Consider the following 24,181-nt stretch of genomic DNA (forward strand, 5'->3'; position numbering starts at 1 on the left):
TATGGGGCGCGTCGTCCGATTTTCCGGTGCCCCGTCCCCGCCGGTCGTCACTCGATCACCGGCGGCGGGATCTGCCGCGGCGGGGTCCCGGTGGTCTCGTCCTCGTCGAGGTGGCGGGACCGCGGTCCTCCGGAGCGGCGCCGGCCGCCGCCCTTGTCGGACGGCTCCCCCTTGCCCCGGCCGCCCTTGCCCTCGGTGGACGCCGGGGCGGCCGCGGTGGCCCGGGCGCCGCCGCGGCTGCGGTGGAGTCCGGCGCCGCCCTGCTTGCTGCCGCCGGCCGGGCCGGCCGGGCCGGCCGGGCCCTCGGGCCGGGCGGTCGGGGCGGCGGGGGTGCGGGGCGGTGTCGCACCGCGGGCGGCGACCGCGTCGGGGCTGCCCGCGGTGCCGCCGGCGCTCCGGCGGGCCCCGCCGGAGCCGCGCCCGGCGCCGCGCGTCCCACCGGTGGGCAGCCCGCCGCCCGTCACCCCGATGACGCCCGACACGACCGCGTTGTTCGGCAGGCCGCCGCCGGCGGGCGCGGGGCCGCTCTGGCCGCCGGGCGGCGTGCCCGCGCCGACGGCGTGGCCGCCGGCCGGCGGTGCGGTGAGGGTGCCGCCGCCGACGCTCTCCAGCCCGGTGGTCACCGGCGGAGGGCCGGCGCGCAGCGCCGTCATCTGGGGGTGGAGGTCGGGCGACGGGCGGGCGGCCCGGGGGCTGTCGAAACCGGCCGGTACCGCGCCGCCGCCCGCGCCGTTGGGCCGCTGCGCCGTCGGCGGGTGGTGTGGGGCGGGGCCGCCGGTCACCTCGGCGTTCACCGGCGGCGGGGCCGGGCTGCCGGACGGGGCGACCGGCCAGTCGCCCTCGACGCCCTGCCCGGTGCCCTCCCGGAGCCGCTCCCCCTGTGCCTCGTAGTGGGCCGCTAGTTCGTCCATCACGATGACGGCCTCGATCTGGCGCTGCTTGCTCGGGGGGAGGCTGGCGCGGTTGAGCTCCAGCGCCATCCGGGTGTCGAGCTTGGGGTTGGCCATGTCCCGCTTGAACTGGCTCTCGTCGCCGGCCGCCTCCATCGGGTCGGCCGCGGCGCCGGCGAGCTGGAGCTTGACCAGGGCCTTCTGGGCCTCGCGGAGGTTGTGCGCGACGCCGACCTCCGGGCCCGAGGAGCGGGTGCCGATCAGGGTGGACTCGACGTTGCGGGCGTGCTGGTAGCTCCGGTCGATCTTCGCCAGTACCTTGGCCGCCTCCCGGCGGAACGCCTGGGCCGCCGAGCCCTCCCAGTGCGCCGCGGCGTGCTCCACGGCGTCCTGGAACGCCTTGCGGATCCCGCCGTGTCCGTCGTCGCCGCCCAGCCGGTCGGCGGAGGACCGCCAGTGCCGGCCGGAGGTCTCGATCGCCCCGGCGCTGGCGTGCTCGATCATCGCCCGGAGCGCGGGCAGGCCGTACTTCTGGAAGTCGGAGGGGGACCGCGGGGTCAGTCGGTGTCCGCGGAGCGACTTCAGCCGCTCCGCCCGCTCGTGCTCGGTCCGCCGGCGCGCCATCTCCGCGGCGCCGTCGCGCGCCTGCCCGGTCTCCGTCATACCGGTCCCCCTCCCTCGAACTCGCCGTCGTCATGTCCGCCCGGTGCGGGCCGCGCCGTCCCGCCCGGTGCCGGGCGGGGGTGGGTCAGTGGTGCTCGGGGGGCCGGGTCTCGTGCTCCTGGTCCTCGTAGGCGCCACGGCTGGCCTCGGTCTTCTCGCCGAAGGTGCGGACGAGGTCCTGGAGCGCGCCGAGCACGTCCGCCATGTATGTCTGCATGGCGTCGTGCGCGCCGGCGAGCTTTCCGGCCTCGATGAAATCGCCGCCGAACGCCGACTTCGGGATCGCCGTGCCGTATTTGACCGTCTGGTGGGGATCGTCCATATCGCGCTGCAGGTGACGCAGCTGCCGCACGACGACGTCCAGTTCCTCCAGGTCAACCCTGAACTGCTCGGCCATGTACCGCTTCTCCCCGTTGCCCCGCGGGCTTTCGCCACCAAGCTATCAAGCCATGCGGGCTCCCCGTACGCCCGTTCTCCTGATACCCGCGCCGGGGCGGGTTGTAGCGCGGATCGGACGGCTCTGAGCAGCCAATTCGGCGAAGGGAAAAGAAATCTGACGTGGCGTCAGTGAATTCCGCATCAAGGAGCGGGGGCGAGGCGGTGCCGGCAGTCCCAGACGCAGGACGAGAGGCGGGCCAGCAGGCGGGCCGCGGGGTCGTCGACGTCCTGGCCGTTGGCGAGCGGGCCGGTGTAGCAGAGGGCGAGGACGTAGGGCGGGGCGTCGGGCGGGTGGACCAGCCCGACGCCGTGCCGCACCCCGGGGAACCAGCCGTTCTTGCTGGCCAGACGGGTGCCGGGCGGCAGGCCCGCGGCCAGGTCGACCCGGTGGGCGTTGTGCTCCAACCGGGCCAGCACCTCCGGTTCGAGCGACGTCAGCAGCCGGATCAGGTCGTGGGCGGTGACCCGGTTGTCGAGGCCGGCGGCGCGGGCCGGGGCGTCCTCGACGCCGCGCGGGCTCCGGGAGGCGGCCGACGCCCCGGCCCGCCGCCACACCTCGGCCACCGCGGCATGCCCCACCGCGGTCAGACAGAGGCTGGTGGCCAGGTTGGAGGAGTGGCTGACCATCCGGCCGGCGAGCCAGCCGAGCGGCGCGGTGCGGCCCAGCAGCTCCCAGGGCTCCGGATCGCTGTCGTCCACCCGGGAGTGGGTGTAGCTGCCGTCGGCCGCCGAGGCGAAGCGGTTGACGACCGGGACCTCCCGGTCGGGGTCGAGTCCGCTGCGGTGGACGGCGGCGAGCACGGCGACCTTCATCGTGCTGGCCGCGTAGTGCGGGACGTCCGCGTTCCGCAGGATCACCGGGGGGCGCTGCCAGGGGGCGACGGCGACGGAGAGCATGGCCCATCTTGGCATCCGTCACCCGCGAAACGGGGCGGCCGGGCCGGTCGCGGACGCCCCCGTACGCCCCGCTCGTCCCGTACACCCCGTGCGCCCCGCGTGCCCCGTGCGCCCGGTGCGTCGATCACCGCGACTGACGGCCGGTCAGCTGTCGGCCCCGTCCCGCAGCCGTGCCGCCTCCACCGCCAGGGTGGCCATCGCCGCGTGGTGCAGGCCGCCGCCGAAGGTGATCCGGGTCGCGCCGAGGGCGCCCAGTTCGCGCGGGGCGGGGCCGCCGGCCTTGGCCAGGGCGTTGAGCGGAAGGGGCGCCGCCGCGGCCAGCTCGGGCAGCAGCTCCGGCGGGGCGAGGATCGGGTAGAGGCAGTCCGCGCCGGCGGCGGCGTAGCGGTGGGCCCGCTCCAGCGCCGCGTCGAGGTCCGCCCCGCCGCGCAGGAAGGTGTCGATCCGGGCGTTGACGACCAGCGCCTCGCCCGCCTCGGCCCGTACCTCGGCCAGCCAGTCGGCCTGCTCCCGCGGGTCGCGGAGGGCGCCGGTGGCGTGGTCGGAGTCCTCCAGGTTGCAGCCGACCGCGCCGGCCTCGGCGAGCCGGCCGACCAACTCCCCGGCGGACAGCCCGTACCCGGCCTCCACGTCCGCCGTCACCGGGACGTCCACGGCCCGGACGATCCGGGCGATCGCCGCGAACATCTCGTCGGCCGGGGTCTCGCCGTCCGCGTACCCCAGGGACGCGGCGATGCCCGCGCTGGGGGTGGCCAGCGCCGGGAAGCCGGCGTCGGCGAAGACCCGGGCGCTGGCGGCGTCCCAGACGTTGGGGAGGATCAGCGGGTCGCCCGGCCGGCGGTCGTGGTGCAGGGCGCGCAGGGTCGCCGCGCGGGCGGCGGCGGTCACAGCTCCGCCCCGGGCGGCTGGCGGACCGTGACGTTGACGCGGTTCCAGTTGTTGATGGCGACGATCACGGCGAGCAGGTGGGCGAGTTCGGTCTCGTCGAACTGCGCGGCGGCCCGCTCGTAGACGGCGTCCGGGACGAAGCCTTCAGTGAGCACGGTGACGGCCTCGGTGAAGGCCAGGGCCGCCCGCTCCCGCTCGGAGTAGAGGTCGCCGGCCTCCTCCCAGGCCGGCAGCAGGTCGATCCGTCGCTGCTCGACACCGGCCTCGCGGAGGTTGGTGACGTGCATGTCGATGCAGAACGCGCACCTGTTCAGCTGGGAGGCGCGGAGCACGACCAGCTCCGCCAGGACGTCGTCGCCCAGCCCCTTCTTGGCGGCCTGGGTGAGCTTGAGCTGGGCCTGGAAGAAGGCGGGGACCCGGCTCCAGTACTTCATGCGCTGACTCATCGCGTTCACACCTGCCCCGGGACGAGGCGGGTGGTCACGCCGAAGCGGTTCCAGGCGTTGATGGTGGTGATCTGGGCGATCAGCTGGGCCAGTTCGGCCTCCTCGAAGACGGCGGCGGCCTGCTCGTAGACGGCGTCCGGGACGAAGCTGTCGGTCAGCACGGTGATCGCCTCGGTGAGGGCCAGGGCGGCGCGCTCCCGGTCGGTGTAGAAGCCGGCGGCCTCCTCCCAGGCGGCCAGGAGGGCGATCCGCTCCTCGGTCTCGCCGGCCTTGCGGGCGTCGGCGGTGTGCATGTGGAGGCAGAAGGCGCACCTGTTGAGCTGCGAGGCGCGGATGTTGACCAGCTCGATCAGGGTCCCGTCGAGGCCCTTCTTGGCCGCCGCGTCCAGCGCGATCATGGCCTTGTAGACCTCGGGGGCGAGCTTGGCCCAGCGCATCCGGGGGCCGTGGTGGTGGCCCGCCCCGGCGGGGGCCTGCTGGGCTGCGGAAGGTGTCGTCTGGTTCGTCATGACCTTGACGCTACGGGGTGAGTGGCACAGGAGTATGGTCCACTTCCATGGAGAAATCGCGGGCCACTTTCGGTCGGGATCTCGGGCGGGACCTGCACCTGGACCTCGACGGGCCGGGCGGGGTGCGGGCCTCCCTGATGAGCGCGCTGCGCGAGGCCGTGCGGTCCGGGCGGCTGACGCCCGGCACCCGGCTGCCGTCCTCCCGTTCCCTCGCCACCGACCTCGGCATCGCCCGCAACACCGTCGCCGACGCCTACGCGGAACTGGTCGCCGAGGGCTGGCTGTGCGCCCGCCAGGGCTCCGGCACCGAGGTCGCCGAGCGCGTGCTGCCGCGGGCCGGCGGCGGGGCACCCCGGCGCACCCCGGGCCCGCCGTCCCCGACCGCCGCCGGGCCGCGCTTCGACCTCACCCCCGGCACCCCGGACGTCTCGGCCTTCCCCCGAACCGCCTGGCTGGCGGCGGCCCGCCGGGCGCTGACCGCCGCGCCCAACGAGGCGTTCGGATACGGCACCGCGGCCGGCCGCCCCGAGCTGCGCGCGGTGCTCGCCGACTACCTCGCCCGGGTCCGCGGCGTCCGCACCGATCCGGACCGGATCGTGATCTGCGCGGGGTTCATGCAGGGGTTGGGGCTGCTGTGCCGGGCGCTGAAGCCGCGCGGCGGCACGCCCGGCCGGGTCGCCACCGAGTCCTACGGACTGCCCTTCCACCGCGACGTCATCACCCGCGCCGGGCTCGGCACCGTCCCGCTCCCGGTCGACGCCCACGGCGCGGACACCGGCCTGCTGGCCGACCTGGACCACCTGCGGGCGGCCCTGCTCACCCCCGCGCACCAGTTCCCCACCGGCGTCCCGCTGCACCCGGACCGGCGGGCCGCCGCGGTCAACTGGGCCCGTTCCAGAGGTGGTTACGTCCTGGAGGACGACTACGACGGCGAGTTCCGCTACGACCGGCAGCCGGTCGGCGCCCTCCAGGGGCTCGACCCCGACCACGTCGTCTATCTGGGCACCGCCAGCAAGAGCCTGGCCCCGGCGCTGCGGCTGGCCTGGATGGTGGTGCCGGACCGGCTGATCGACCGGGTGCTGGAGATCAAGGCGACCGGCGAGTGGCAGTCCGGGTCGCTGGACCAGCTCACCCTGGCCGAGTTCATGTCCTCGGGGGCGTACGACCGGCATGTCCGCGGGATGCGGCTGCGCTACCGGCGGCGGCGCGACCAGCTGGTGGCCGCGCTGGCCGAGCACGCCCCGCACGTGCACGTCTCGGGGATCGCCGCCGGGCTGCACGCGGTGCTGGAACTCCCGGCCGGGACCGAGCAGTCCATCACCCGGGCCGCGCTGTGGCAGGGGCTGGCGGTGCAGGGACTGGCGCAGTTCACCGACCCGGCGGGCCCCGCGGTCGCCCGGGACGCGCTGGTCATCCCCTACGGCCGCCCGCCGGAGCACTCCTTCGCGACCATCCTGGACGCCCTGCTGCGGGCGCTGCCGCCGGGCGACTGACCGGGCCCGCTCAGGGGCGTTCCGCGGCCAACGGGGCGGGACCGGGTTCGGCCGCCGGCTCGGCGGGGTGCGCGGCCGGCGCCTCGCCGAACCGGGCCAGCGCCAGCGCCCCCGCGACGGCCAGCGCGAAACCTGCGACGGCCAGCGGGGCCAGCCCCTCGCGGGTGCGGTCGCCGAGCCAGGCGACGCCGACCACGGCCGGGCCGAGCGTCTCGCCGATCACCATGCCGGCGGTGGCGGTGGTGACCGCGCCGCGCTGCAGGGCGGCGGTCAGCAGCAGGAAGGCGGCGGCCCCGCCGATCAGCAGCGCGTAGCTGGCGGGATTGGCGAGCAGGTCGGCCGGCCCGAAGCCGTCGATGAGCCGCACCGCCACCTCGACGACACCGAAGCCGAAGCCCGCGCCGAGGCCGAGCGCGGCGGCGCGGGCCCGGTCCGGGAGACGGCCGGCCAGGGCGCCGCCGGCCAGCAGGGCGAGCGCGCAGACCAGCACCCCGATCCGCAGCGCGGGGGTGCCGGCGCGGTGCCCCTCGGCGCCGGACGACAGCGCCAGCAGGGCCAGGCCGCCGCAGACCACCGCGACCGCGCCCCACTCCGCACGCCGGAGGCGGACGCCCAGGACCGGCGCGGCGACCACCGCGGTCACCGCCAGGGTCGCCGCCAGCGCCGCGCCGACCGTGTAGATCGGCAGCGTCCGCAGCGCCACCAGCTCCAGCAGGAACCCCAGCCCGTCCAGCGCCAGTCCGAGCAGATACCGCCACTGCGTCAGCACCCGCAGCAGCAGCCGGGCGTCAACGCCGGACCCGGTGCCGGTCGGGGTGTCCCGGGCCGCCACGGCCTGGAACACGGACGCGGTACCGAAGCACACGGCGGACGCCAGCGCACAGATCATCCCGAGCAACATGGCCCGACTGTACGGCGCCACCGGGCCACGGGGGCAGGGGGCACCCGGCCGGGCCCGGCGCGCACGCTCCACCCGCACGCCGCACGCCCTAGACGCCCAGCACCTCGCGGAGTCGGGCCAGGCCCCAGTCGAGGTCCTCCTCGCTGATGACCAGCGGCGGGGCGATCCGGATCGTCGCGTCGTGGGTCTCCTTGACCAGGACGCCGCGGGCCAGCAGCCGTTCGGCCACGGCCCGGCCGTCCCCGCGGGAGGGGTTGACGTCGATGCCGGCCCACAGGCCGCGGCCACGGACCGCGTCCACCGCGCCGCCGCCCACCAGCGGCGCCAGCGCGCGGTGCAGGTGGTCGCCGAGTTCGGCGGCCCGCCGCTGGTACTCGCCGGTGCGCAGCAGCGCGATCACCTCCAGGCCGACCGCGCAGGCCAGCGGGTTGCCGCCGAACGTCGAGCCGTGCTCGCCGGGCCGGAAGACCCCCAGCACCTCGCGGGACGACACCACCGCGGACACCGGCACCACCCCGCCGCCCAGCGCCTTGCCCAGTACGTACACGTCGGGCACCACGCCCTCGTGTTCGCAGGCGAAGGTGGTCCCGGTGCGGCCGAGCCCGGACTGGATCTCGTCGGCGACGAAGAGCACGTTCCGGGCCCGGGTCAGCTCGCACACGCCGGCCAGGTAGCCGCGCGGCGGCACCACGACGCCGGCCTCGCCCTGGATCGGCTCCAGCAGCACGGCGACGGTGTCCGCGTCGACGGCCGCGTCCAGGGCGGCCAGGTCGCCGTAGGGGACGACGGTGAAGCCGGGGGTGTACGGGCCGAAGTCGGCGCGGGCCTCGGGGTCGGTGGAGAAGGAGACGACGGTGGTGGACCGGCCGTGGAAGTTGTTCTCCGCGACGACGATCCGGGCCCGGCCGTCGGGGACGCCCTTGACCTTGTAGCCCCACTTGCGGACCGTCTTGACGGCGGTCTCCACCGCCTCCGTGCCGGTGTTCATCGGCAGGACGAGTTCCATCCCGCACAGGTCGGCGAGCTGGGTGCAGAAGTCGGCGAAACGGTCGTGGTGGAAGGCGCGGGAGGTGAGCGTGACCCGCTCCAGCTGGGCGCGCGCGGCGTCCAGCAGGCGGCGGTTGCGGTGGCCGAAGTTGAGCGCGGAGTACCCGGCGAGCAGGTCCAGGTAGCGGCGGCCGGTGACGTCGGTCATCCAGGCGCCCTCGGCGGTGGCCACGACGACGGGGAGCGGCTGGTAGTTGTGCGCGCTGTGGGCCTCGGCGGCGGCGATGAACGCTTCCGTGGATGTCACGGCTGCCTCCGTCCGGTGGGCCGGACCGGCGGGCCCGACCGTATCGGCGAGGGCCGGCCCCCGCCGCCGTGCGCTCCGGCCTCTCGTTGCTCCTGCGGCCTCCCCGTCCCTTCCATTGTCGGGCCCGGGGGCGGGCGTCCGCAGACCATGCACCGGTCCCCCGGCCGGCCCTCCGCCCGGTGCGGCGGCGGCGCGTGCCCGGGGGCACCTCCCGGCGTCGGCCGGGGCGCGCCGGACGACAGGCGGGACTTCGCGGGCAACCCTTAGACTTCCGGTGCGCAGCCGCGACTGGCGTACGGGGAACGGACCCCGAGGGAGCGGTGCGCGGCCACACGCCTACGAGGTGCCGCCCGCCTGGGTACCCCGGGACCACGACCGACCACCGATCGATCGCCCCGGAGGACGCCATGACGGCCCATCCCGCCACCCATCCCGCCCTGCACGCCGCCGACCCCGAACTCGCCGCGCTGGTCGACGCAGAGGAGCAGCTCCAGGCCGACACCCTGCGGCTGATCCCCAGTGAGAACTACGTCTCCGCGGCCGTGCTGGAGGCCACCGGAACGGTCCTGCAGAACAAGTACAGCGAGGGCTACCCGGGCCGCCGCTACTACGAGGGCCAGCAGAACATCGACCTCGTGGAGACGCTGGCCGTCGAGCGCGCCAAGGCCCTCTTCGGCGTCGAGCACGCCAACGTCCAGCCGTACTCCGGCTCGCCCGCGAACCTCGCCGTGTACCTCGCCTTCGCCTCCCCCGGCGACACGGTGCTGGGCATGTCGCTGCCGATGGGCGGGCACCTCACACACGGCTGGGGCGTCTCGGCGACCGGGACGTGGTTCAACGGGGTGCAGTACGGCGTACGGGCCGACACCGGGCGGATCGACTTCGACCAGGTGCGCGACCTGGCCCTGAAGGAGCGCCCGAAGATCATCTTCTGTGGCGGCACGGCCGTCCCGCGGACCATCGACTTCGCCGCCTTCGGCGCGATCGCGCGGGAGGTCGACGCGGTGCTCGTCGCGGACATCGCGCACATCGCCGGTCTGGTGGCGGGCGGCGCGCACCCCTCCCCCGTGCCGCACGCCGACGTCGTGGCGACCACCACCCACAAGACGCTGCGCGGCCCGCGCGGCGCGATGCTGATGTCCCGCGCCACCCACGCCAAGGCGATCGACAAGGCGGTCTTCCCCGGCCTGCAGGGCGGGCCGCACAACCACACCACGGCCGCCATCGCGGTGGCGCTGCGCGAGGCGTCCGCGCCGTCCTTCCGGGAGTACGCGCACGCCGTCGTCGCCAACGCCAAGGCGCTCGCCGAGGCACTGCTGGCGCGCGGCTTCGACCTGGTCTCCGGCGGCACCGACAACCACCTGGTGCTGATCGACCTGACGTCGAAGGAGGTGCCCGGCAAGGTCGCCGCCAAGGCCCTGGACCGGGCCGGGATCGTGGTGAACTACAACACCGTGCCGTTCGACCCGCGCAAGCCGTTCGACCCGTCCGGCATCCGGATCGGCACCCCGTCGCTGACCTCGCGCGGGCTGGGGACGGCGGACATGCCCAAGGTCGCGGAGTGGATCGACCGCGGCGTGCGGGCCGCGGGCAGCGCCGACGAGGAGGCGCTGGCGACGATCCGCAAGGAGGTGGCGGACCTGATGGCCGCCCACCCGGCACCGGGCCTGCCCCTGGGCGCCTGACCCCCGGAGCACGGGAGCACCGGGAGCACGGGGAGCACGGGGAGCACCGGGAATACCCCTCACCACCCCCACGTTGTGGCCCGCAGGGGGCGCCCGCGTCCCCTACGGGATGTGTTCGGCCACCCCCTGCGGGCCTCCACGCCCGGGCCCCCGGCGGACCTGAGACAATGCTTGCCATGGCTCTCGATCGCCCGTCCGCCACCCACCACCACCCCAAGGGGAATGGCTCCGCCATGCCGCGTCCGCCTCGTGTGCTCTCCGGAATCCAGCCCACCGCCGGCTCCTTCCACCTCGGCAACTACCTCGGTGCGGTGCGCCAGTGGGTGGCGCTCCAGGAGTCCCACGACGCCTTCTACATGGTGGTCGACCTGCACGCGATCACCGTTCCGCAGGACCCCGCCGAGCTCCGCCGCAACACCCGGATCGCCGCGGCCCAGCTGCTGGCCGCCGGTCTCGACCCGGAGCGCTGCACGCTCTTCGTGCAGAGCCACGTCCCCGAGCACGCCCAGCTCGCCTGGGTGATGAACTGCGTCACCGGCTTCGGTGAGGCGTCCCGGATGACGCAGTTCAAGGACAAGTCGGCGAAGCAGGGCACGGATCGGACGACGGTCGGCCTGTTCACCTACCCCGTCCTGATGGTCGCCGACATCCTGCTGTACCAGGCCGACCAGGTCCCGGTCGGCGAGGACCAGCGCCAGCACCTGGAGCTGACCCGCGACCTCGCGGACCGCTTCAACACCCGCTTCGGCGACACCTTCACGGTCCCGAACCCGTACATCGTCAAGGAGACGGCGAAGATCTTCGATCTTCAGGACCCGTCGATCAAGATGAGTAAGTCGGCGTCCTCGCCGAAGGGCATCATCGACCTCCTCGACGACCCCAAGGTCACCGCGAAGAAGATCAAGAGCGCCGTGACGGACACCGACACGGTGATCCGCTTCGACCGGGAGGCCAAGCCCGGCGTCAGCAACCTCCTCACCATCCTGTCCACCCTCACCGGCGAGGACATCCCCTCGCTGGAGCGCTCCTACGAGGGCAAGATGTACGGCGCGCTGAAGACGGACCTGGCCGAGACGATGGTCGACTTCGTCACACCGTTCCGGACCCGTACGCAGGAATACCTCGACGACCCGGAGACGCTGGACACGATCCTGGCCAAGGGCGCCGAGAAGGCCCGCGCGGTGGCGGCCGAGACGCTGGCCGCCACCTACGACCGGATCGGGTTCCTGCCGGCCAAGGGCTGACCGTCCGGGGACGGCCGGGGACGCGCCTTCGGGTCCGTCCCCGGCACACTGGGAAGGGTGCGCGCCCACGCGGCGCGCATGCACACGTCAGGAGGGAGAACGCAGTGGGGACCGTAACGCTCGGCGTTTCGCTCGCGGTCCCGGAGCCGCACGGCAGCTTCCTCCAACGGAAGCGCGAGGGCTTCGGCGACCCGGCCGCCCGCGGCATCCCCACGCACATCACCCTCCTCCCACCGACCGCGGTGGACGCCGACGCGCTGCCCGACATCGAGCGGCACCTCGCCACGGTCGCCGCCGTCTGCCGCCCCTTCCCGCTGCGGCTGGAGGGCACCGGCACCTTCCGCCCGCTCTCGCCGGTGGTCTTCGTCAAGGTCGTCGAGGGCGCCCGCGGCTGCGCCGTCCTCCAGGAGCGGGTCCGCGCCGCGTCCGGGCCGTGCGCCCGTGAGCTCCAGTTCCCGTACCACCCGCACGTGACGGTCGCGCACGCCATCGACGAGGCCGCCATGGACCGCGCCGAGACGGAGCTCGCGGACTACTCGGCCGCCTGGACGATCGGCGGCTTCGCGCTCTACGAGAAGGGCGGCGACGAGGTCTGGCGGCTGGAGCGGGAGTACCCGTTCGGGTCCGGCGGCGGGTCGGTGACGCTGCCCCGGCAGGCCGCGGAGTCCGCCGAGCTGTCCCGGCCGCCCGCCGCGTCGTCCTCCTGAGGCGTCGCCGCGTCGGGCCCGCCGCGCACACCTGCCCGGCGCTCCGGGTGGCAGCCGCACTCCGGGGTAGCCGGAGGCTAGTGTTCCGGATCAGCCGGAGCGGTCGGCGCGGGAGGGCGGTACGGGGATGACGGGCGGACGGGGCACGCGGGGGAACGGCGACGACGGGGGCACGCCCGCGGAGGACGACCCCACGGACAAGCACCCCACGGACGAGCACCCCACGGACAACGACCCCACGGAGAAGGGCCCCGCGGAGCAGCGCCCCGGCGCCGAGGGCGGGATGCCGGACCGGGTCTCCCGGCTGCCGATCGTCGGCCCGCTGCTCGTCCCGGTCGTCCGCCGGCTGCTCGCCACCCACCTGTGGCGCAGCTACGAACGGATACAGCGGGTCCACTGGACCCGGCTGGCCGCGGCCATCACCTTCACCAGCTTCATCGCGCTGTTCCCGCTGCTGACCGTCGGGGCCGCGATCGTCGCCGCCACCATCGGCAAGGACCAGCTGCACAAGCTGGAGGACAAGCTCTCCGAGCAGATCCCCGGCATCGCCGCTCAGCTCGACCTCGCCGCCCTGGTGCAGAACGCCGGCACGGTCGGCCTGATCGCCGGTGCCGTGCTGCTGTTCACCGGCATCGGCTGGGTGCAGTCCCTGCGCGACTGCCTGCGGGCCGTGTGGGAGGCGCCCGCCGAGGACGTCAACTTCCTGTTCGGCAAGGTCCGCGACGGCGTGCTGCTGCTCGGCCTCGGCGGGGTGGCGCTGGTCTCCCTGGGCTCCTCGGCGTTCGCCTCCGCGGCGGTCGACCGGGCGGTGGAGGCGATCGGCCTGCCCCAGGGCGGCGCGGTCAGCATCCTGCTCACCGTCGCCGGGTTCTGCACGGCGGTGCTCGCCGACTTCCTGATGCTGGCCTACATCCTGACCAAGCTCGCCGGCGCCCATCCGCCGCGGCGCGCCCTGGTCGTCGCCTCGCTGATCGGCGCGATCGGCTTCGAGGTGCTGAAGCTGCTGCTCAGCGGCTATCTGCGGGGCGTCGCCGCACGCAGCATGTACGGCGCGTTCGGCACCCCGGTCGCGCTGCTGCTGTGGATCAACTTCACCGCGAAGCTGCTGGTCTTCTGCGCGTCCTGGACGGCCACCGAGCGGGTGGCGCCGGGGGCGGGGGCGGAGCCGGCGGCGGCCGCCGGGACGTGACGCCCGCGGGGAGGTGACCGGCGCGGGGACGTGCCGGCCGTGCCGGGTGCCGGCCGCCGCCTCCCGACCGGTGGCCGGCGGGCCCGGCCCCCGGTCTCAGTCCCGCGCGGTCACTTCTTCCGCCGGCCCCCGCCGGCGCCCCGACGCCCCTGCTCGCCGGCCGGCAGCGCCCGCCGCCGGCGGGCGAAGAACACCACCGCGCCCAGCAGGACCACCACCGCGCCGCCGATGCCGGCGGCCGTCCACGGTCCGCCCCAGCCGCCGGCGGAGTCGAGCGCGGCCTGGGTCTCCTTGTCGCCGTCCTTGGCGCCGCCGGTGCCGTTGCCCGCGCCCTTGGGGTCGACGAGGCTGCCGACCGGGTCCACCTTGCCGTCCGCGGCGAAGCCCCAGTCGAAGAGCTTGGCGGCCTCCCGGTACGCCTCGTTGTGCTGCTTCTTCTCCGGGTTCATGACGGTGACCAGCAGCTTGCGGTCGCCGTGCTGGGCGACCCCGGTGAACGTGGACCCGGCGTTGGTCGTGGAGCCGTTCTTCACGCCCGCGATGCCCGGGTACGGCTTGATGTCGAAGTCGCCGCTGAGCAGTCGGTTGGTGTTCTGGATGCCGAACGTCGCCCGCTTGCCGTCCTTGCCCATGTCGCCCGGGAACTGCGCGCTCGCCGTGGAGCAGTACTCCCGGAAGTCCGGGTTCTTGAGCCCGGCCCGGGCGAACAGGCTCAGGTCGTAGGCGCTGGACACCTGCCCCGGTGCGTCGTAGCCGTCCGGCGTGATCACGTGCGTGTCGGTGGCGTTCAGCTCCGCCGCCCGCTTCTGCATCTCCTTGACGGTGGCCTCGGTGCCGCCGTTCATCGCCGAGAGCGTGTGCACCGCGTCGTTCCCGGACCGCAGGAAGACCCCCAGCCACAGGTCGTGCACGGTGTACGTGAGGTTCTCCTTTATCCCCACGAGGCTGCTGCCGGTGCCCATACCGGCCAGGTCGGCCGGCTTGACCTTGTACGTCCGGGTCTTGGGGAACTTCGGCAGCACGGTGTCGGCGAAGAGCATCTTCAGCGTGCTGGCCGGCGCCAGCTGCCAGTGCGGGTTCTTCGCGGCCAGCACCTGGCCGGACTCGGCGTCGGAGATGATCCACGAGCGGGCGGTGAGCTCCTTGGGGAGCGCGGGCGCGCCCGCCTGGAGCTGCACCTGGACGCCGGGCCGGCCCAGCCGCTCGCCGCCGACCTGTGACATCTTCGCGGGCGGCACGGGGGCCTTGGGCAGCTGTCCCTCGTCCGCGGGGGCGGCGTGCGCGGTGCCGGCCAGCAGGGGCGACACCAGCAGCGCGGAGGACGCCAACGCGGCGACGGTACGAACGGCGGAGGGGGACGCGGAGGCACTCTTGGTCGTCGGCACGTCCGTGAACGTACCCGTCTGCGACCGCCTCTTAGAACGCGCCCCACGGAAGAGTGCCCCTCCGAACGGCCGGATGGAGCCGCCGCCCATACTGGAACCCATGAAGCTCTCTCGCCCCGTGTCCTGGTTCCTGCTCGCCTTCGGGGTGTGGAGCTGGTGCATCTGGTTCACTTTCGTCAAAAATTTGATCAAGGATGCCAGCGGTCTCGCCTTCGACTCGGCCGGCGATCCGACCGCGTACTTCTGGGTCCACCTGCTGCTCGCCGTGGTGTCCTTTCTTCTGGGGACGGCTATCGGCGTGATCGGGTTCCGGGGCGTCCGCGCCCTGCGCCGCGAGGCGGCGGCCGGGACGGCCGCCGAGGGCTGACGGGGAACGGGGCGGGCCGCCGCACGACGAGCCCCCGGTACCCGCTCAACTGCGGGCCGGGGGCGGTGCGTTGCGGTCGGGGCCGGGCGGCCGCTACCGCCCCGCGAACTTCGCGCTGATCGTGCTGAAGACGCGTTGCGCCTCCGGGCCCAGGTACGGGCCGGCCAGCCAGGTGTGGGCGTTGGAGCTGATCGAGGTGTTGGAGATCAGCGTGAGCTTGCCGCCGCGGCCGACGAACCAGCCGCCGCCGGACGTGCCGCCGGTCATGGTGCAGCCGATCCGGTCCATGGCAGGCGTGCCCTGCTGCATGGTGAGGCGGCCGGGGCGGTCGAGGCAGGCCATCATCCGGGCGCCGTCGTAGGGCGGCGCGGCCGGGTAGCCGAACGCCTTGACGGAGCTGATGCGGTCGGCGTGCGGGGCGTTGAACCACACCTGGGCCGCGGCGCCGACGGTCTCCTGAAGGGACTTGCCGCCGCCGTTCTCCGGCCGGACGTGCAGCACCGCGAAGTCGTAGGCGGAGCCGCCGTTGCCGGACGAGGAGCTGCCCATGTCTATCCACTCGCCTGAGGTCGTGATCCAGTCGGCCCAGAAGCGGCCGTACGGGGTGACCTGCTCGGTGGGGGCGGTGCCGACCTGGCTCATCGGCACGCCGTGGTCGTTGTACGACGGCACGAAGACGATGTTGCGCATCCAGCCGCCCTGCCGGCCGGAGTGGACGCAGTGGCCCGCGGTCCACACGAGGTTGGACTTCCCCGGGTGCGCCGGGTCCTCGACGATGGTGCCGGAGCAGACCATCGGGCCCTTGGGGCTGTCGAAGAAGATCTTCCCGACCGGGGCCATGTTGCGGTGGTAGGGGCGGGCCACCTCTTCGGCGTTGATCGGGCGGGGTTCGGGGTCGGTGGCGCCGCTGCCGCCGACCGCCTCGGAGGCCCGCACGCCGACGTCCGGCGCGGCCTGGGCCTGCGCCATCCGGTCGGCCTTCCAGTGGTCCTTGATGATCGGGTTGGCGAAGTCCTGGGCCTTATGAGCCCATTTCTCCCAGTTCTTCCAGCCGCCGTCCTGCCACTTCTTGAGGTCGTCGAGGCTGGTCGGCGCCCCGTCGGGCAGCCGCGGGCCGCCGGCCTTCTGCTCCCCGGCGGCCGAACTCCCGGCCCCGGACGCGGCGTTGCCGTCGGGGCCGCAGGCGGTCGCGGTGACGGCGAGCAGCACGGCGGCCGCGGCGGCGGCCAGCCCGGTCCGGCGGCGGGAACGGGCCCGGCCCGCCCCTGCGGCCGGCCGGCGGCACTCCTGCGAGGCCGGTGGTGTGGACGGGATGGACGGGACGGGTGGTGTGGACGGCACGGTGCGGTTCCCCCCTGGTACGTACGAGCGTGCGGGCGCGGCACGGGACGGCTGGCGGCCGGCACCGGCTGGTGCGCCGTGGTGACTGTCATGCCCCTGCAAGGGGCCGCGCCCTACTATGCCGGTCCGCCGCGCCGGGCGGGGGCGGGGGCGGCGACCGCGAAAAGATCGGGACAATCAGTGGTGTCCTGTCCGAACCGTCCCAAGGACCCTCACGTGACCGAGCGCGTCATCGACCGTCCCCGCAGCCGCGGGTTCCTCTTCCTCGACTCCCACCCCGCCGGGTGCCGGCAGCTGGTATCCGACATGTGGGAGGCCGTGGCCGCCCCGGCCACACCGCCGTCGGCCGACGGCCCGGTGGCCCTCGTCATCGGCTCGTCCGCCGGTTACGGGCTGGCCGCCACCCTGGCCGGTCTCAAGCGCGCCGGGATCCGCGGCATCGGCATCTGCTTCGAGAAGCCGGCCACCGCCCGACGCACCGCCACCGCCGGCTGGTACCGCACCGCCGCGACCGCCGAGCTGGCCCGCGAGGCCGGGCGGGACATGGTCTTCCTCAACGGGGACGCGTTCTCCGACGCGATGAAGGAGCAGGTCGCCGACCTTCTGGTGGAGCGGTTCGGCGGCAAGCTGGACTACCTGATCTACTCGGTGGCCGCGCCGCGGCGCACCGACCCCGAGACCGGCACCGTCCACGCCTCGGTCCTCCAGCCGATCGGCGCGTCGTCCCGCACCAAGACCCTGGTCTTCGACGACGAGGGGGCGCCCGAGGTCAAGGAGGTGGAGACCGCGCCGGCCGCCGAGGAGGACATCGCGCACACCGTGGCGGTCATGGGCGGCGCCGACTGGGAGCGCTGGATCGACCACCTGGCCGGCCGCGGTCTGCTCGCCGACGGCTTCGCCACCGCGGCGCTCTCCTACATCGGCTCGACGCTGACCGAGGCGATCTACCGCAAGGGCACCATCGGCGCCGCCAAGGCGCACCTGGAGGGCACCGCCCGCGCCCTCGACAAGCGGCTGTCCGAGCTGGTCGGCGGGCGCGCGGTGACCTCCGTCAACGGCGCCGCGGTCACCCAGTCCTCCACCGCCATCCCCGGCATCGCGCTCTACGTCGGGCTGCTGCGCGGCGTCCTCGACGAGCGGATGGTGCCGCCGACCGCGCAGCTGAGCGCCCTGTGGGACCAGCTCACCGGGGTCCGCCCGCTCGACCTGGACGAGGAGGGCCGGATCCGCCTGGACACCTGGGAGTTGGCCCCGGAGATCCAGGCCGCGGTCACCGAGCGCTGGCAGGCGGCCACGACGGAGGACATCGCGCAACTCGCCGACCTGGGCTGGTTCCACGGCGAGGTGCACCGCCTCTACGGCTTCGCGGTCCCCGGCGTCGACTACGGCGCGCCGGTCGACATCGAGGTGCCGTGGCCGGGGCAGCCCGCCTGACGGCCGCTGCCCCGCGCCGGGCACGCCCTATCGCGGGCGGGCCGCCACCCGGGGATCCCGGCGGCCCGCCCCGACCGCGTGCCGGTACTCCTCGATCTGCTCGCGGGTGGGGTACCACTTCTTGTCGCAACGGTGGCAACGCCAGCGCCAGTTGTCCCAGTGGAACTCGGTGGTGGTGGTGTCCTTCCACAGGTGGTCGTCGCAGTCGGGCGTCGGGCAGTGCGGCGGCGGCAGGAGCATGACGGGCCGGGCCTTCCGTGGGCCGGGGCGGGTCCCCGGCTCGGTCGGGGACGGGCCCCGGGTGGGGTGGGGGCGCCTCCCAGCCTGGAGCGCCGAGGCGTGCGCGGTGGCCCGGCGTGACCGCGGCCATACGATCGGGTGACCGCTGGTGTCGCGGCTGACGGGCCCCGCCCGGCCCGCGGTTCGCACCGGACGAGCAGGTCGGCCGGGCCGTCGCGGGACCGGACATGCGATCACGGATGATCGGCGATGCGATGGAGTCATGACCACGACCAGGCGGGTCGCGGCGCGGCTGCACCGCCTCTTCGAATCCACCTGTGACCGCGTGCCGTCGGCGGCGGCGCTGGAATGCGGGCCGCACACGCTGACCTACGCCGAACTCGACGCCCGCGCCAACCGGCTCGCCCACCACCTGCGGGCACGGGGCATCGGCGAGGGCTCCCGGGTCGCGATCCTGGTGCCGCGGTCGGTGGACATGTACGCCGCGCTGCTGGCCGTGGGCAAGGCGGGCGGGACGTTCGTCCCGATCGACCCGGCGGCGCCCGCGGAGCGGGTCGCCTTCATCGTGACGGACGCCGAGGTGGACGCGGTGCTGACGGTGGCGGCGCTGGCGGCGACGGTGGACGGGCTGCGGGCGCAGGTGGTGGCGCTCGACGCGGGCGCGGCGGAGCTCGCCGCCGCCCCGGCCACCCGGCCGCTTCCGGCCCCGGCGCGGCGCACCGCCCCGGCGGGGCCGCCGGGGCGGGAGGCCGACGACCCCACCGACCCGCTCGCGTACATCATGTACACCTCGGGCTCCAGCGGCCGGCCCAAGGGCGTGGCCATCGCCCACTCCAGCATCTGCAACTTCCTCGCCGTCGTCCCCGCCGTCTACGACGTGCGCCCGGACGACCGGGTCTACCAGGGCATGACGCTCTCCTTCGACTTCTCCGTCGAGGAGATCTGGCCCACGTGGACGGTGGGCGGGACCGTCGTCGCGGGGCCGCCCGGCACCGGATCGGCGCGGCTGGGCACCGAACTCGCCGACCTCCTGGAGGAATCCGGGGTCACGGTCTTCTACTGCGTGCCGACGCTGCTGGCCACGATCCCCCGGGACCTGCCGGCGGTGCGCAGCATCGTGGTGGGCGGCGAGGCGTGCCCGGCCCGGCTCGTCGAGCGGTGGAGCCGGCCGGGCCGGCGGATCCTGAACACCTACGGGCCGACCGAGATCACCGTCACCGCCACCGTCGCCGAGCTCCGGCCGGGCCGGCCGGTCACCATCGGCCGGCCGCTGCCCACGTACACGGTGGTGCTCCTCGACGACCTGCGCCGGCGAGTCCCGGACGGGGCGGTCGGCGAGATCTGCGTGGGCGGTCCGGGCCTCGCCCGCGGCTATGTGGGACGCCCGGACCTGACCGCGGAGCGCTTCGTCGAGCACGCGCTGGCGCCCCGGGGCGGCCGGCTCTACCGCACCGGCGACCTCGGCCGGATCACCGCGAACGGGGAGATCGAGTTCCTGGGGCGGGCCGACGACGAGGTGAAGGTCCGGGGCTACCGGGTGGACCTCGGCGAGATCGACAACGTGCTGCTGGAGGACCCCGGGGTGGCCGAGGCGGCCACCGCGCTGGTGGCGCTGCCGAACCGGAACGGCGAGGGTGACAACCGGGAGTTGTCCGCGTACGTGGTGCTGGCGCCGGACCGCGGCGGGCAGGCGGGCACGGCGGACGGGGACGCGCTGGTGGCCCGGCTGCACCAGCGCCTGCGGCACCGGCTGCCGGCCTACATGGTGCCGCCCTTTCTGGACATCCTCCCCCGGTTGCCGGCCATGCCCAGCGGCAAGGTGGACCGCAGACGGCTGCCCGCGCCGACCGGCCGCAGGCTCGGCAGCGGCGGCCGGCCGGTGGTGCCGCCGCGGGACGAGACGGAGAGCCGGGTGCGGGACGTGTGGGCCGAGGTGTTCGGCATGGGACCGGACGCGCTGTCCACCGACGCGGACTTCTTCGGCGACCTCGGCGGGCACTCGCTGCTCGCCGCCCAGGTCGTCTCGCTGCTCCGCAGCCGCGGCATCGGCGGCGACACCGGCGCCACCCTGCGCGACGTCTACGCCCACCCGACGGTCCGGGGCCTGGCGGCCCAACTGGGCGCTCCCGGCGCCACGGAGGCCGCGGGCGGCGGCGCGGCGGCGCGCGACGACGGCACCGGCGTCACCCGGGCCGGCGACCCCGCCGGCCCGCCGCCGGTCCGCCCCCGTCCGCTGCGGCACAGCGGTGCCCGGGTGACCGCCGCCGGCCTGGTCCAGGCCGTGGTGCTCTACCTCCAGCTCTTCGTCCTCACCCTGCCGCTCGCCACCGTCTTCAGCTGGCAGGGCGGCGCGTTCACCAGCCGGACCCCGATCCCGGTGCGGCCCGTACTGGCCGTACTGGTCGGCTACTTCGGCATCCGCTGGCTGCTTCCGGTGGTCCTCGCCCGCCCCCTGGCCGCCGGAATCCGGCCGGGCCGCTACCCGTTGTGGGGCGCGACCTACCTCCGCCTGTGGACGCTCGCCCTCCTGCTGGCCGTCAGCCCGCTCCCCACGCTCGGCGGCTCCCCCCTGATGGGCCGCTACCTGCGGCTGCTGGGCGCCCGGATCGGGCCGCGGACGACCATCGCCACCGGCGTCGTGCCGCTGCCGTCCCTGGTCCGGATCGGCGCGGACGCCTCGGTCGGCTACGGCGTCACCCTGCGCGCCTGGCGGGTCGCGGACGGCTGGGTGACCGTCGCCCCGATAGACATCGGCCCCCGCGCCTACGTGGGCGCCCATGCGGTGCTGGAGCCGGGCGCCCGCATGGCGGCCGGCGCCGGACTCGGCGAGCAGTCGGTGATCGGCCAGGGCCAGGCGGTGCCGCCCGGCGCCCGCTGGGCCGGCTCCCCGCCCTCCCCGGTGGCCGCACTGGCCCCGCACATCGAGGACATGCTGCGCGCCGGCGGCACGACGGAGCACGGGCGGGCACGGCACCTGGCCGCCGCGGCACTGGGCGTCGTCCTCCTCGAACTCCTCACGCTGGCCGTCGTGGTCCCGAGCGCGGCGCTGATGTGGTGCACCTGGCTGGCCTGGGGCAGCGGGCCCACCGTCCTGGTCACCCTGACCCTGGCGGCCCCCCTCTACGTCCTCTCCGTCTGCGCCGCGATCGCCGGCGCCAAGCATCTGGTGCTGCGCCGCACCCCGGTCGGCGTCCACCCGGTCCGCTCCGGCCTCGGCGTGCGCAAGTGGCTCTCCGACAAGCTGCTGGAATTCAGCCTCACCTTCACCAACTCCCTTTACGCCACCCTCTACACGGTCCCCTGGCTGCGGCTGCTGGGCGCCCGGATCGGCCCCGGCGCGGAGGTCTCCACCGCCGCCCACCTCGACCCGGACCTGCTCACCCTCGGCGAGGGCAGCTTCGTCGCGGACATGGCCGGGGTCGGCGGCGCCGCGTTCGCCGGCGGCCATCTCGCCTGCCGCCGCACCGAGGTCGGCCGCCGCGCGTTCGTCGGCAACGCCGCCTACCTGCCGGCCGGGACCCGGACCGGGCCCAACTCCCTGATCGGCGTCGGCACCGTCCCGCCCCAGGACGAGGTGCCGGCCGGCACCTTCTGGCTGGGCTCCCCCGCCATCCACCTCCCGCAGCGCCAGAGCAGCGGCACCTTCCCCGAGGAGCTGACCTTCCGCCCCACCCGCAAGGCGGTCCGCCGCCGCCTGGCCGTCGAGTACTTCCGCGCCACCATGCCGGCATCCCTCCTGGGCACCGCCGCCTTCCTCTTCCTCCTCGCCCTGGCCGCCCTCGCCCACAGCCCCTCCCCGGCCCTCCCCCTCCTGCTGGCCCCACTCCTCCTCATGGCGTCCGGGCTGACCGTCATCGCCGCCTGCGCGCTGCTCAAACTCCTGGTCGTGGGCCACTATCGGCCGCGCGTCGAGCCCCTGTGGAGCTGGTTCGTCCGCCGCACCGAGTTCGTCACCGGCCTCTACGAGGCGGCGGCCGTCCCGGCCGGCCTCGCCGCCCTCGCCGGCACCCCGTTCCTGCCGCCGGCGCTGCGCCTGTTCGGCGCCCGGATCGGCCGCCGGACATGGCTCGGCACCACCTTCCTCACCGAGTTCGACCTGGTCGACGTGGGCGACGACGCGGCGATCGGCCCCGGCGTAAGCTTGCAGACGCACCTTTTCGAGGACCGGGTGATGAAGATGTCGAAGGTCACCGTCCGGGCGGGCGCCACCGTCGGCAGTCGCGCGGTCGTGCTCTACGACGGCATCGTCGGCGAAGGCGTCCTGCTCGACGCGCTCTCCCTGGTCATGAAGGGCGAGTACCTCGTCCCCGGCACCGCATGGCACGGCATCCCCGCCCAGGGCCTGGCCCTGCGGCCCGCCGCCCCCTCGCCCGCCGACCCGACCCCGCACCCCACCAGCCCCTCACGGTGAGTCCCATGCCTCCCCCCAACGGCTTCCTCGGCTCCCTCCGCCGGCTCCTCGGCGGCGGCACACCCCAGGCCCCGCCCCTGCCCGCACCCGACGGACGCCGGCTGGCCCTGGTCTACCGCGGCCCCGCCGCCCGCCCCGCCGGCTGCTCCGAGGCGGTCGCCTCGCTGCTGTCCGCCGGCCCCTGGAACCTCGACGTCCGCTACATCGGCCCGCACGAGGACATCCCGCTCTCCGCCACGTCCCTGGCACACGCCCACCTCTACGCCCAGCCAGGCGGCGGCTCCCTGGACCCCGCCTACCGCCGCCTGCGCAAGCACGCCGACGAGATCCGCGACTACGTCCGGGGCGGCGGCCGCTACCTGGGCTTCTGCCTGGGCGGCTACCTGGCCGGCGACGACCCGGGCTTTGACCTGCTCCCCGGCGACACCGACCAGTACATCGTCACGCCCGGCGCCACCGTCACCCACGACGGCGACACCGTCGTCGAGACCCGGTGGCGCGGCCTCCCCCGCACCGTCTACTTCCAGGACGGCCCGCACTTCCTCCTCGACGAGGGCGTCGACGCCACCGTCCTCGCCACCTACCCCAACGGCACCGTCGCCGCCGTCGTCGCCCCCTGCGGCGCCGGCAAGGTCGCCGTGGTCGGCCCCCACCCCGAGGCCACCGACGACTGGTTCCTCGACGAGGGCCTCCCCGTCCACCAGACCCACGACCTGGCGATCGACCTGGTGGACGAGCTGTTGGAGGACTGACGACGCGCCGTCACCCGCCGGGCAAGGAGGCGGGTCCGAACGTGGAGTTGTTCGCTGTGCTGGAGAACGGCGGCGAAGCGCGTTCCAACTGTTCCAACCGTTCGGGATATCAGCTCAGAAACCACTTGAGGGCGTCGCCGAACAGGGTTGTCGCGAGACTGATCCATATCTTGGGGAATAGCCGGCGCCCGCACCGATGAGCCCGGACACCGGCCTCAACTGCCTAGCAGCGGCGTCTGTCGCCGCAGCACGCGGCAGGGTTGCAAATCGGCCACAAAGCAAGCCGACTTGGTTACTTGCCGTCCCCGCCTTGCGGCTGTGGGTCGCGCGGCGCTTCCGGGGGCATGGGCCCACCATCGTGCTTTCCGCCGTCGTCCTCGGCGACCACCCTCAGGTCCCGGGGATGCCGGAACGGGATTCCGCGCCAGCCTTCGGCGTCGGGTGTACGCATCTCGTACGTCTCGACGGCTGCGACGCTCATCTGTCAACCTCCTCTTTCGCGAGAGGCCATGCCGTCGTACCGTCGAGGGCATGGCCCGCAGGGTCCCCTGCGGCTGGTCACCCGCCTCGGCTGCTCGACTGTCCAGGTTTCTGCGGCCGGGGAGGGAGTCTTAAGGTTTTGGCACTCGCCGCACGTAGCTGGCAGATTCACATGCCAGGCTCTTCTTGACTGACCGTGTGGACGTGCCGTCAGAGCATTCCCTGACGCCCCTTGTCCCGGCAGAGGGAACACGGGAACGGGCACGATGGGACCTCGGGATTCGTCATGCCGCCTCACCGTGCCCACGGCGGTGATTCCTGATCTCCCGAGCAGCGGAGCATGCCACCGCCCAATCGTTCTGCTTCCGAGCCTGGCTCCGCTGGAAGTCCAGGGCAGTGCACACCCTGCAGCCTGGGGCAGGTTTGCCCTCCAGCAGCCAGCCATCAAGTGGCAGCTCTACGGGGTGTTGGGTATACCGAGTTGGGCTCGTCATGGCATCTCCGCAGGTCGCCTCGCAGGTCGTCTC

General features: G+C 74.4%; 21 protein-coding genes and 1 riboswitch. Of the genes, 9 read left to right on the top strand and 12 right to left on the bottom strand.

Going from position 1 to position 24,181, the window contains the following annotated elements:
- Positions 1-47: 47 nt before the first annotated feature.
- From MOV08_RS16995 to MOV08_RS17020, 6 genes are all read right to left on the bottom strand, one after another.
- Entirely contained in the window at positions 48-1,553 is a 1,506-nt protein-coding gene (locus tag MOV08_RS16995; protein WP_275307926.1) for a hypothetical protein, read from the bottom strand.
- Between the two features lie 85 nt (positions 1,554-1,638).
- Positions 1,639-1,950 (bottom strand): hypothetical protein, encoded by a 312-nt coding sequence (locus tag MOV08_RS17000; protein WP_039633466.1) that lies wholly within the window; start codon positions 1,948-1,950, stop codon positions 1,639-1,641.
- Positions 1,951-2,132: 182 nt separating this feature from the next.
- Entirely contained in the window at positions 2,133-2,888 is a 756-nt protein-coding gene (locus MOV08_RS17005) for a serine hydrolase (RefSeq protein WP_275307927.1), read from the bottom strand.
- Between the two features lie 144 nt (positions 2,889-3,032).
- A complete protein-coding gene (locus tag MOV08_RS17010) occupies positions 3,033-3,776 on the bottom strand; it encodes an isocitrate lyase/PEP mutase family protein (RefSeq protein ID WP_275307928.1) in 744 nt (247 codons plus the stop codon).
- On the bottom strand, positions 3,773-4,222 hold the full coding sequence (locus MOV08_RS17015; protein ID WP_039633472.1) for a carboxymuconolactone decarboxylase family protein: 450 nt from the start codon (positions 4,220-4,222) through the stop codon (positions 3,773-3,775). The genes MOV08_RS17010 and MOV08_RS17015 overlap by 4 nt, the downstream gene beginning before the upstream one ends.
- A 5-nt stretch (positions 4,223-4,227) precedes the next feature.
- Positions 4,228-4,731: a carboxymuconolactone decarboxylase family protein gene (locus MOV08_RS17020; RefSeq protein ID WP_275307930.1), complete on the bottom strand. Its 504-nt coding sequence runs from the start codon at positions 4,729-4,731 to the stop codon at positions 4,228-4,230.
- Positions 4,732-4,778: 47 nt separating this feature from the next.
- Between MOV08_RS17020 and pdxR the strand changes: the two genes are divergently transcribed.
- A complete protein-coding gene (gene pdxR, locus MOV08_RS17025; RefSeq protein ID WP_039633476.1) occupies positions 4,779-6,224 on the top strand; it encodes a MocR-like pyridoxine biosynthesis transcription factor PdxR in 1,446 nt (481 codons plus the stop codon).
- 10 nt (positions 6,225-6,234) lie between these two features.
- Here the strand turns inward: pdxR and MOV08_RS17030 are convergent, their stop codons facing one another.
- Together MOV08_RS17030 and rocD are read right to left on the bottom strand one after the other, a co-directional pair.
- Positions 6,235-7,125: a hypothetical protein gene (locus tag MOV08_RS17030; RefSeq protein WP_107080321.1), complete on the bottom strand. Its 891-nt coding sequence runs from the start codon at positions 7,123-7,125 to the stop codon at positions 6,235-6,237.
- Positions 7,126-7,213: 88 nt separating this feature from the next.
- Positions 7,214-8,419: an ornithine--oxo-acid transaminase gene (rocD, locus tag MOV08_RS17035; protein ID WP_275307932.1), complete on the bottom strand. Its 1,206-nt coding sequence runs from the start codon at positions 8,417-8,419 to the stop codon at positions 7,214-7,216.
- Between the two features lie 274 nt (positions 8,420-8,693).
- Positions 8,694-8,786: riboswitch (ZMP/ZTP riboswitch) on the top strand.
- 40 nt (positions 8,787-8,826) lie between these two features.
- Here rocD and MOV08_RS17040 point away from each other — a divergent pair.
- The 4 genes from MOV08_RS17040 (at position 8,827) to MOV08_RS17055 (ending at position 13,244) form a co-directional block, all read left to right on the top strand.
- Positions 8,827-10,104: a serine hydroxymethyltransferase gene (locus MOV08_RS17040; RefSeq protein ID WP_039633482.1), complete on the top strand. Its 1,278-nt coding sequence runs from the start codon at positions 8,827-8,829 to the stop codon at positions 10,102-10,104.
- A gap of 233 nt (positions 10,105-10,337) precedes the next feature.
- On the top strand, positions 10,338-11,348 hold the full coding sequence (gene trpS, locus MOV08_RS17045; protein ID WP_078875777.1) for a tryptophan--tRNA ligase: 1,011 nt from the start codon (positions 10,338-10,340) through the stop codon (positions 11,346-11,348).
- A gap of 104 nt (positions 11,349-11,452) precedes the next feature.
- Positions 11,453-12,055 carry a 2'-5' RNA ligase family protein gene (locus MOV08_RS17050; protein WP_275307934.1) on the top strand — a complete coding sequence of 201 codons (603 nt, stop codon included), beginning with the start codon at positions 11,453-11,455 and terminating at the stop codon, positions 12,053-12,055.
- 127 nt (positions 12,056-12,182) lie between these two features.
- The gene (locus tag MOV08_RS17055) at positions 12,183-13,244 is read left to right on the top strand and encodes a YihY/virulence factor BrkB family protein (RefSeq protein WP_275307935.1); all 1,062 of its coding nucleotides are present in this window, start codon (positions 12,183-12,185) and stop codon (positions 13,242-13,244) included.
- 110 nt (positions 13,245-13,354) lie between these two features.
- Here the strand turns inward: MOV08_RS17055 and MOV08_RS17060 are convergent, their stop codons facing one another.
- Entirely contained in the window at positions 13,355-14,629 is a 1,275-nt protein-coding gene (locus MOV08_RS17060; RefSeq protein WP_338057167.1) for a D-alanyl-D-alanine carboxypeptidase family protein, read from the bottom strand.
- Positions 14,630-14,729: 100 nt separating this feature from the next.
- Between MOV08_RS17060 and MOV08_RS17065 the strand changes: the two genes are divergently transcribed.
- Positions 14,730-14,996, top strand: a complete 267-nt coding sequence (locus MOV08_RS17065; RefSeq protein WP_039640963.1) for an SCO4848 family membrane protein — start codon at positions 14,730-14,732, stop codon at positions 14,994-14,996.
- 93 nt (positions 14,997-15,089) lie between these two features.
- Here MOV08_RS17065 and MOV08_RS17070 read toward each other — a convergent pair whose 3' ends face one another.
- Positions 15,090-16,337 carry a trypsin-like serine peptidase gene (locus MOV08_RS17070; RefSeq protein ID WP_420834176.1) on the bottom strand — a complete coding sequence of 416 codons (1,248 nt, stop codon included), beginning with the start codon at positions 16,335-16,337 and terminating at the stop codon, positions 15,090-15,092.
- A 216-nt stretch (positions 16,338-16,553) separates the two neighbouring features.
- On the opposite strand from MOV08_RS17070, the gene fabV reads away from it, so the two are divergent.
- A complete protein-coding gene (gene fabV / locus MOV08_RS17075) occupies positions 16,554-17,771 on the top strand; it encodes an enoyl-[acyl-carrier-protein] reductase FabV (RefSeq protein WP_275307937.1) in 1,218 nt (405 codons plus the stop codon).
- 27 nt (positions 17,772-17,798) lie between these two features.
- Here the strand turns inward: fabV and MOV08_RS17080 are convergent, their stop codons facing one another.
- Complete coding sequence (locus MOV08_RS17080; protein ID WP_275307939.1) at positions 17,799-18,011, bottom strand: hypothetical protein; 213 nt, start codon at positions 18,009-18,011, stop codon at positions 17,799-17,801.
- A 262-nt stretch (positions 18,012-18,273) separates the two neighbouring features.
- Between MOV08_RS17080 and MOV08_RS17085 the strand changes: the two genes are divergently transcribed.
- The gene (locus MOV08_RS17085) at positions 18,274-22,422 is read left to right on the top strand and encodes a Pls/PosA family non-ribosomal peptide synthetase (RefSeq protein WP_275307941.1); all 4,149 of its coding nucleotides are present in this window, start codon (positions 18,274-18,276) and stop codon (positions 22,420-22,422) included.
- A 5-nt stretch (positions 22,423-22,427) separates the two neighbouring features.
- The gene (locus tag MOV08_RS17090) at positions 22,428-23,174 is read left to right on the top strand and encodes a BPL-N domain-containing protein (protein WP_275307942.1); all 747 of its coding nucleotides are present in this window, start codon (positions 22,428-22,430) and stop codon (positions 23,172-23,174) included.
- Positions 23,175-23,466: 292 nt separating this feature from the next.
- On the opposite strand, the gene MOV08_RS17095 is transcribed toward MOV08_RS17090, so the two are convergent.
- Positions 23,467-23,655, bottom strand: a complete 189-nt coding sequence (locus MOV08_RS17095; protein ID WP_039633499.1) for a hypothetical protein — start codon at positions 23,653-23,655, stop codon at positions 23,467-23,469.
- Positions 23,656-24,181 lie beyond the last annotated feature (526 nt).

Source organism: Streptomyces yunnanensis, assembly GCF_029011865.1.
Taxonomy (GTDB): Bacteria; Actinomycetota; Actinomycetes; order Streptomycetales; family Streptomycetaceae; genus Streptomyces; species Streptomyces yunnanensis.

Excerpts from the sequence above, each read along its gene's own strand:
- MOV08_RS16995 (WP_275307926.1), bottom strand. The coding sequence starts at position 1,553 with ATGACGGAGACCGGGCAGGCGCGCGACGGCGCCGCGGAGATGGCGCGC.
- MOV08_RS17000 (WP_039633466.1), bottom strand. The coding sequence starts at position 1,950 with ATGGCCGAGCAGTTCAGGGTTGACCTGGAGGAACTGGACGTCGTCGTG.
- MOV08_RS17005 (WP_275307927.1), bottom strand. The coding sequence starts at position 2,888 with ATGCTCTCCGTCGCCGTCGCCCCCTGGCAGCGCCCCCCGGTGATCCTG.
- MOV08_RS17015 (WP_039633472.1), bottom strand. The coding sequence starts at position 4,222 with ATGAGTCAGCGCATGAAGTACTGGAGCCGGGTCCCCGCCTTCTTCCAG.
- MOV08_RS17020 (WP_275307930.1), bottom strand. The coding sequence starts at position 4,731 with ATGACGAACCAGACGACACCTTCCGCAGCCCAGCAGGCCCCCGCCGGG.
- pdxR (WP_039633476.1), top strand. The coding sequence starts at position 4,779 with ATGGAGAAATCGCGGGCCACTTTCGGTCGGGATCTCGGGCGGGACCTG.
- MOV08_RS17030 (WP_107080321.1), bottom strand. The coding sequence starts at position 7,125 with ATGTTGCTCGGGATGATCTGTGCGCTGGCGTCCGCCGTGTGCTTCGGT.
- MOV08_RS17040 (WP_039633482.1), top strand. The coding sequence starts at position 8,827 with ATGACGGCCCATCCCGCCACCCATCCCGCCCTGCACGCCGCCGACCCC.
- trpS (WP_078875777.1), top strand. The coding sequence starts at position 10,338 with ATGCCGCGTCCGCCTCGTGTGCTCTCCGGAATCCAGCCCACCGCCGGC.
- MOV08_RS17055 (WP_275307935.1), top strand. The coding sequence starts at position 12,183 with ATGACGGGCGGACGGGGCACGCGGGGGAACGGCGACGACGGGGGCACG.
- MOV08_RS17065 (WP_039640963.1), top strand. The coding sequence starts at position 14,730 with ATGAAGCTCTCTCGCCCCGTGTCCTGGTTCCTGCTCGCCTTCGGGGTG.
- MOV08_RS17080 (WP_275307939.1), bottom strand. The coding sequence starts at position 18,011 with ATGCTCCTGCCGCCGCCGCACTGCCCGACGCCCGACTGCGACGACCAC.
- MOV08_RS17085 (WP_275307941.1), top strand. The coding sequence starts at position 18,274 with ATGACCACGACCAGGCGGGTCGCGGCGCGGCTGCACCGCCTCTTCGAA.
- MOV08_RS17090 (WP_275307942.1), top strand. The coding sequence starts at position 22,428 with ATGCCTCCCCCCAACGGCTTCCTCGGCTCCCTCCGCCGGCTCCTCGGC.
- MOV08_RS17095 (WP_039633499.1), bottom strand. The coding sequence starts at position 23,655 with ATGAGCGTCGCAGCCGTCGAGACGTACGAGATGCGTACACCCGACGCC.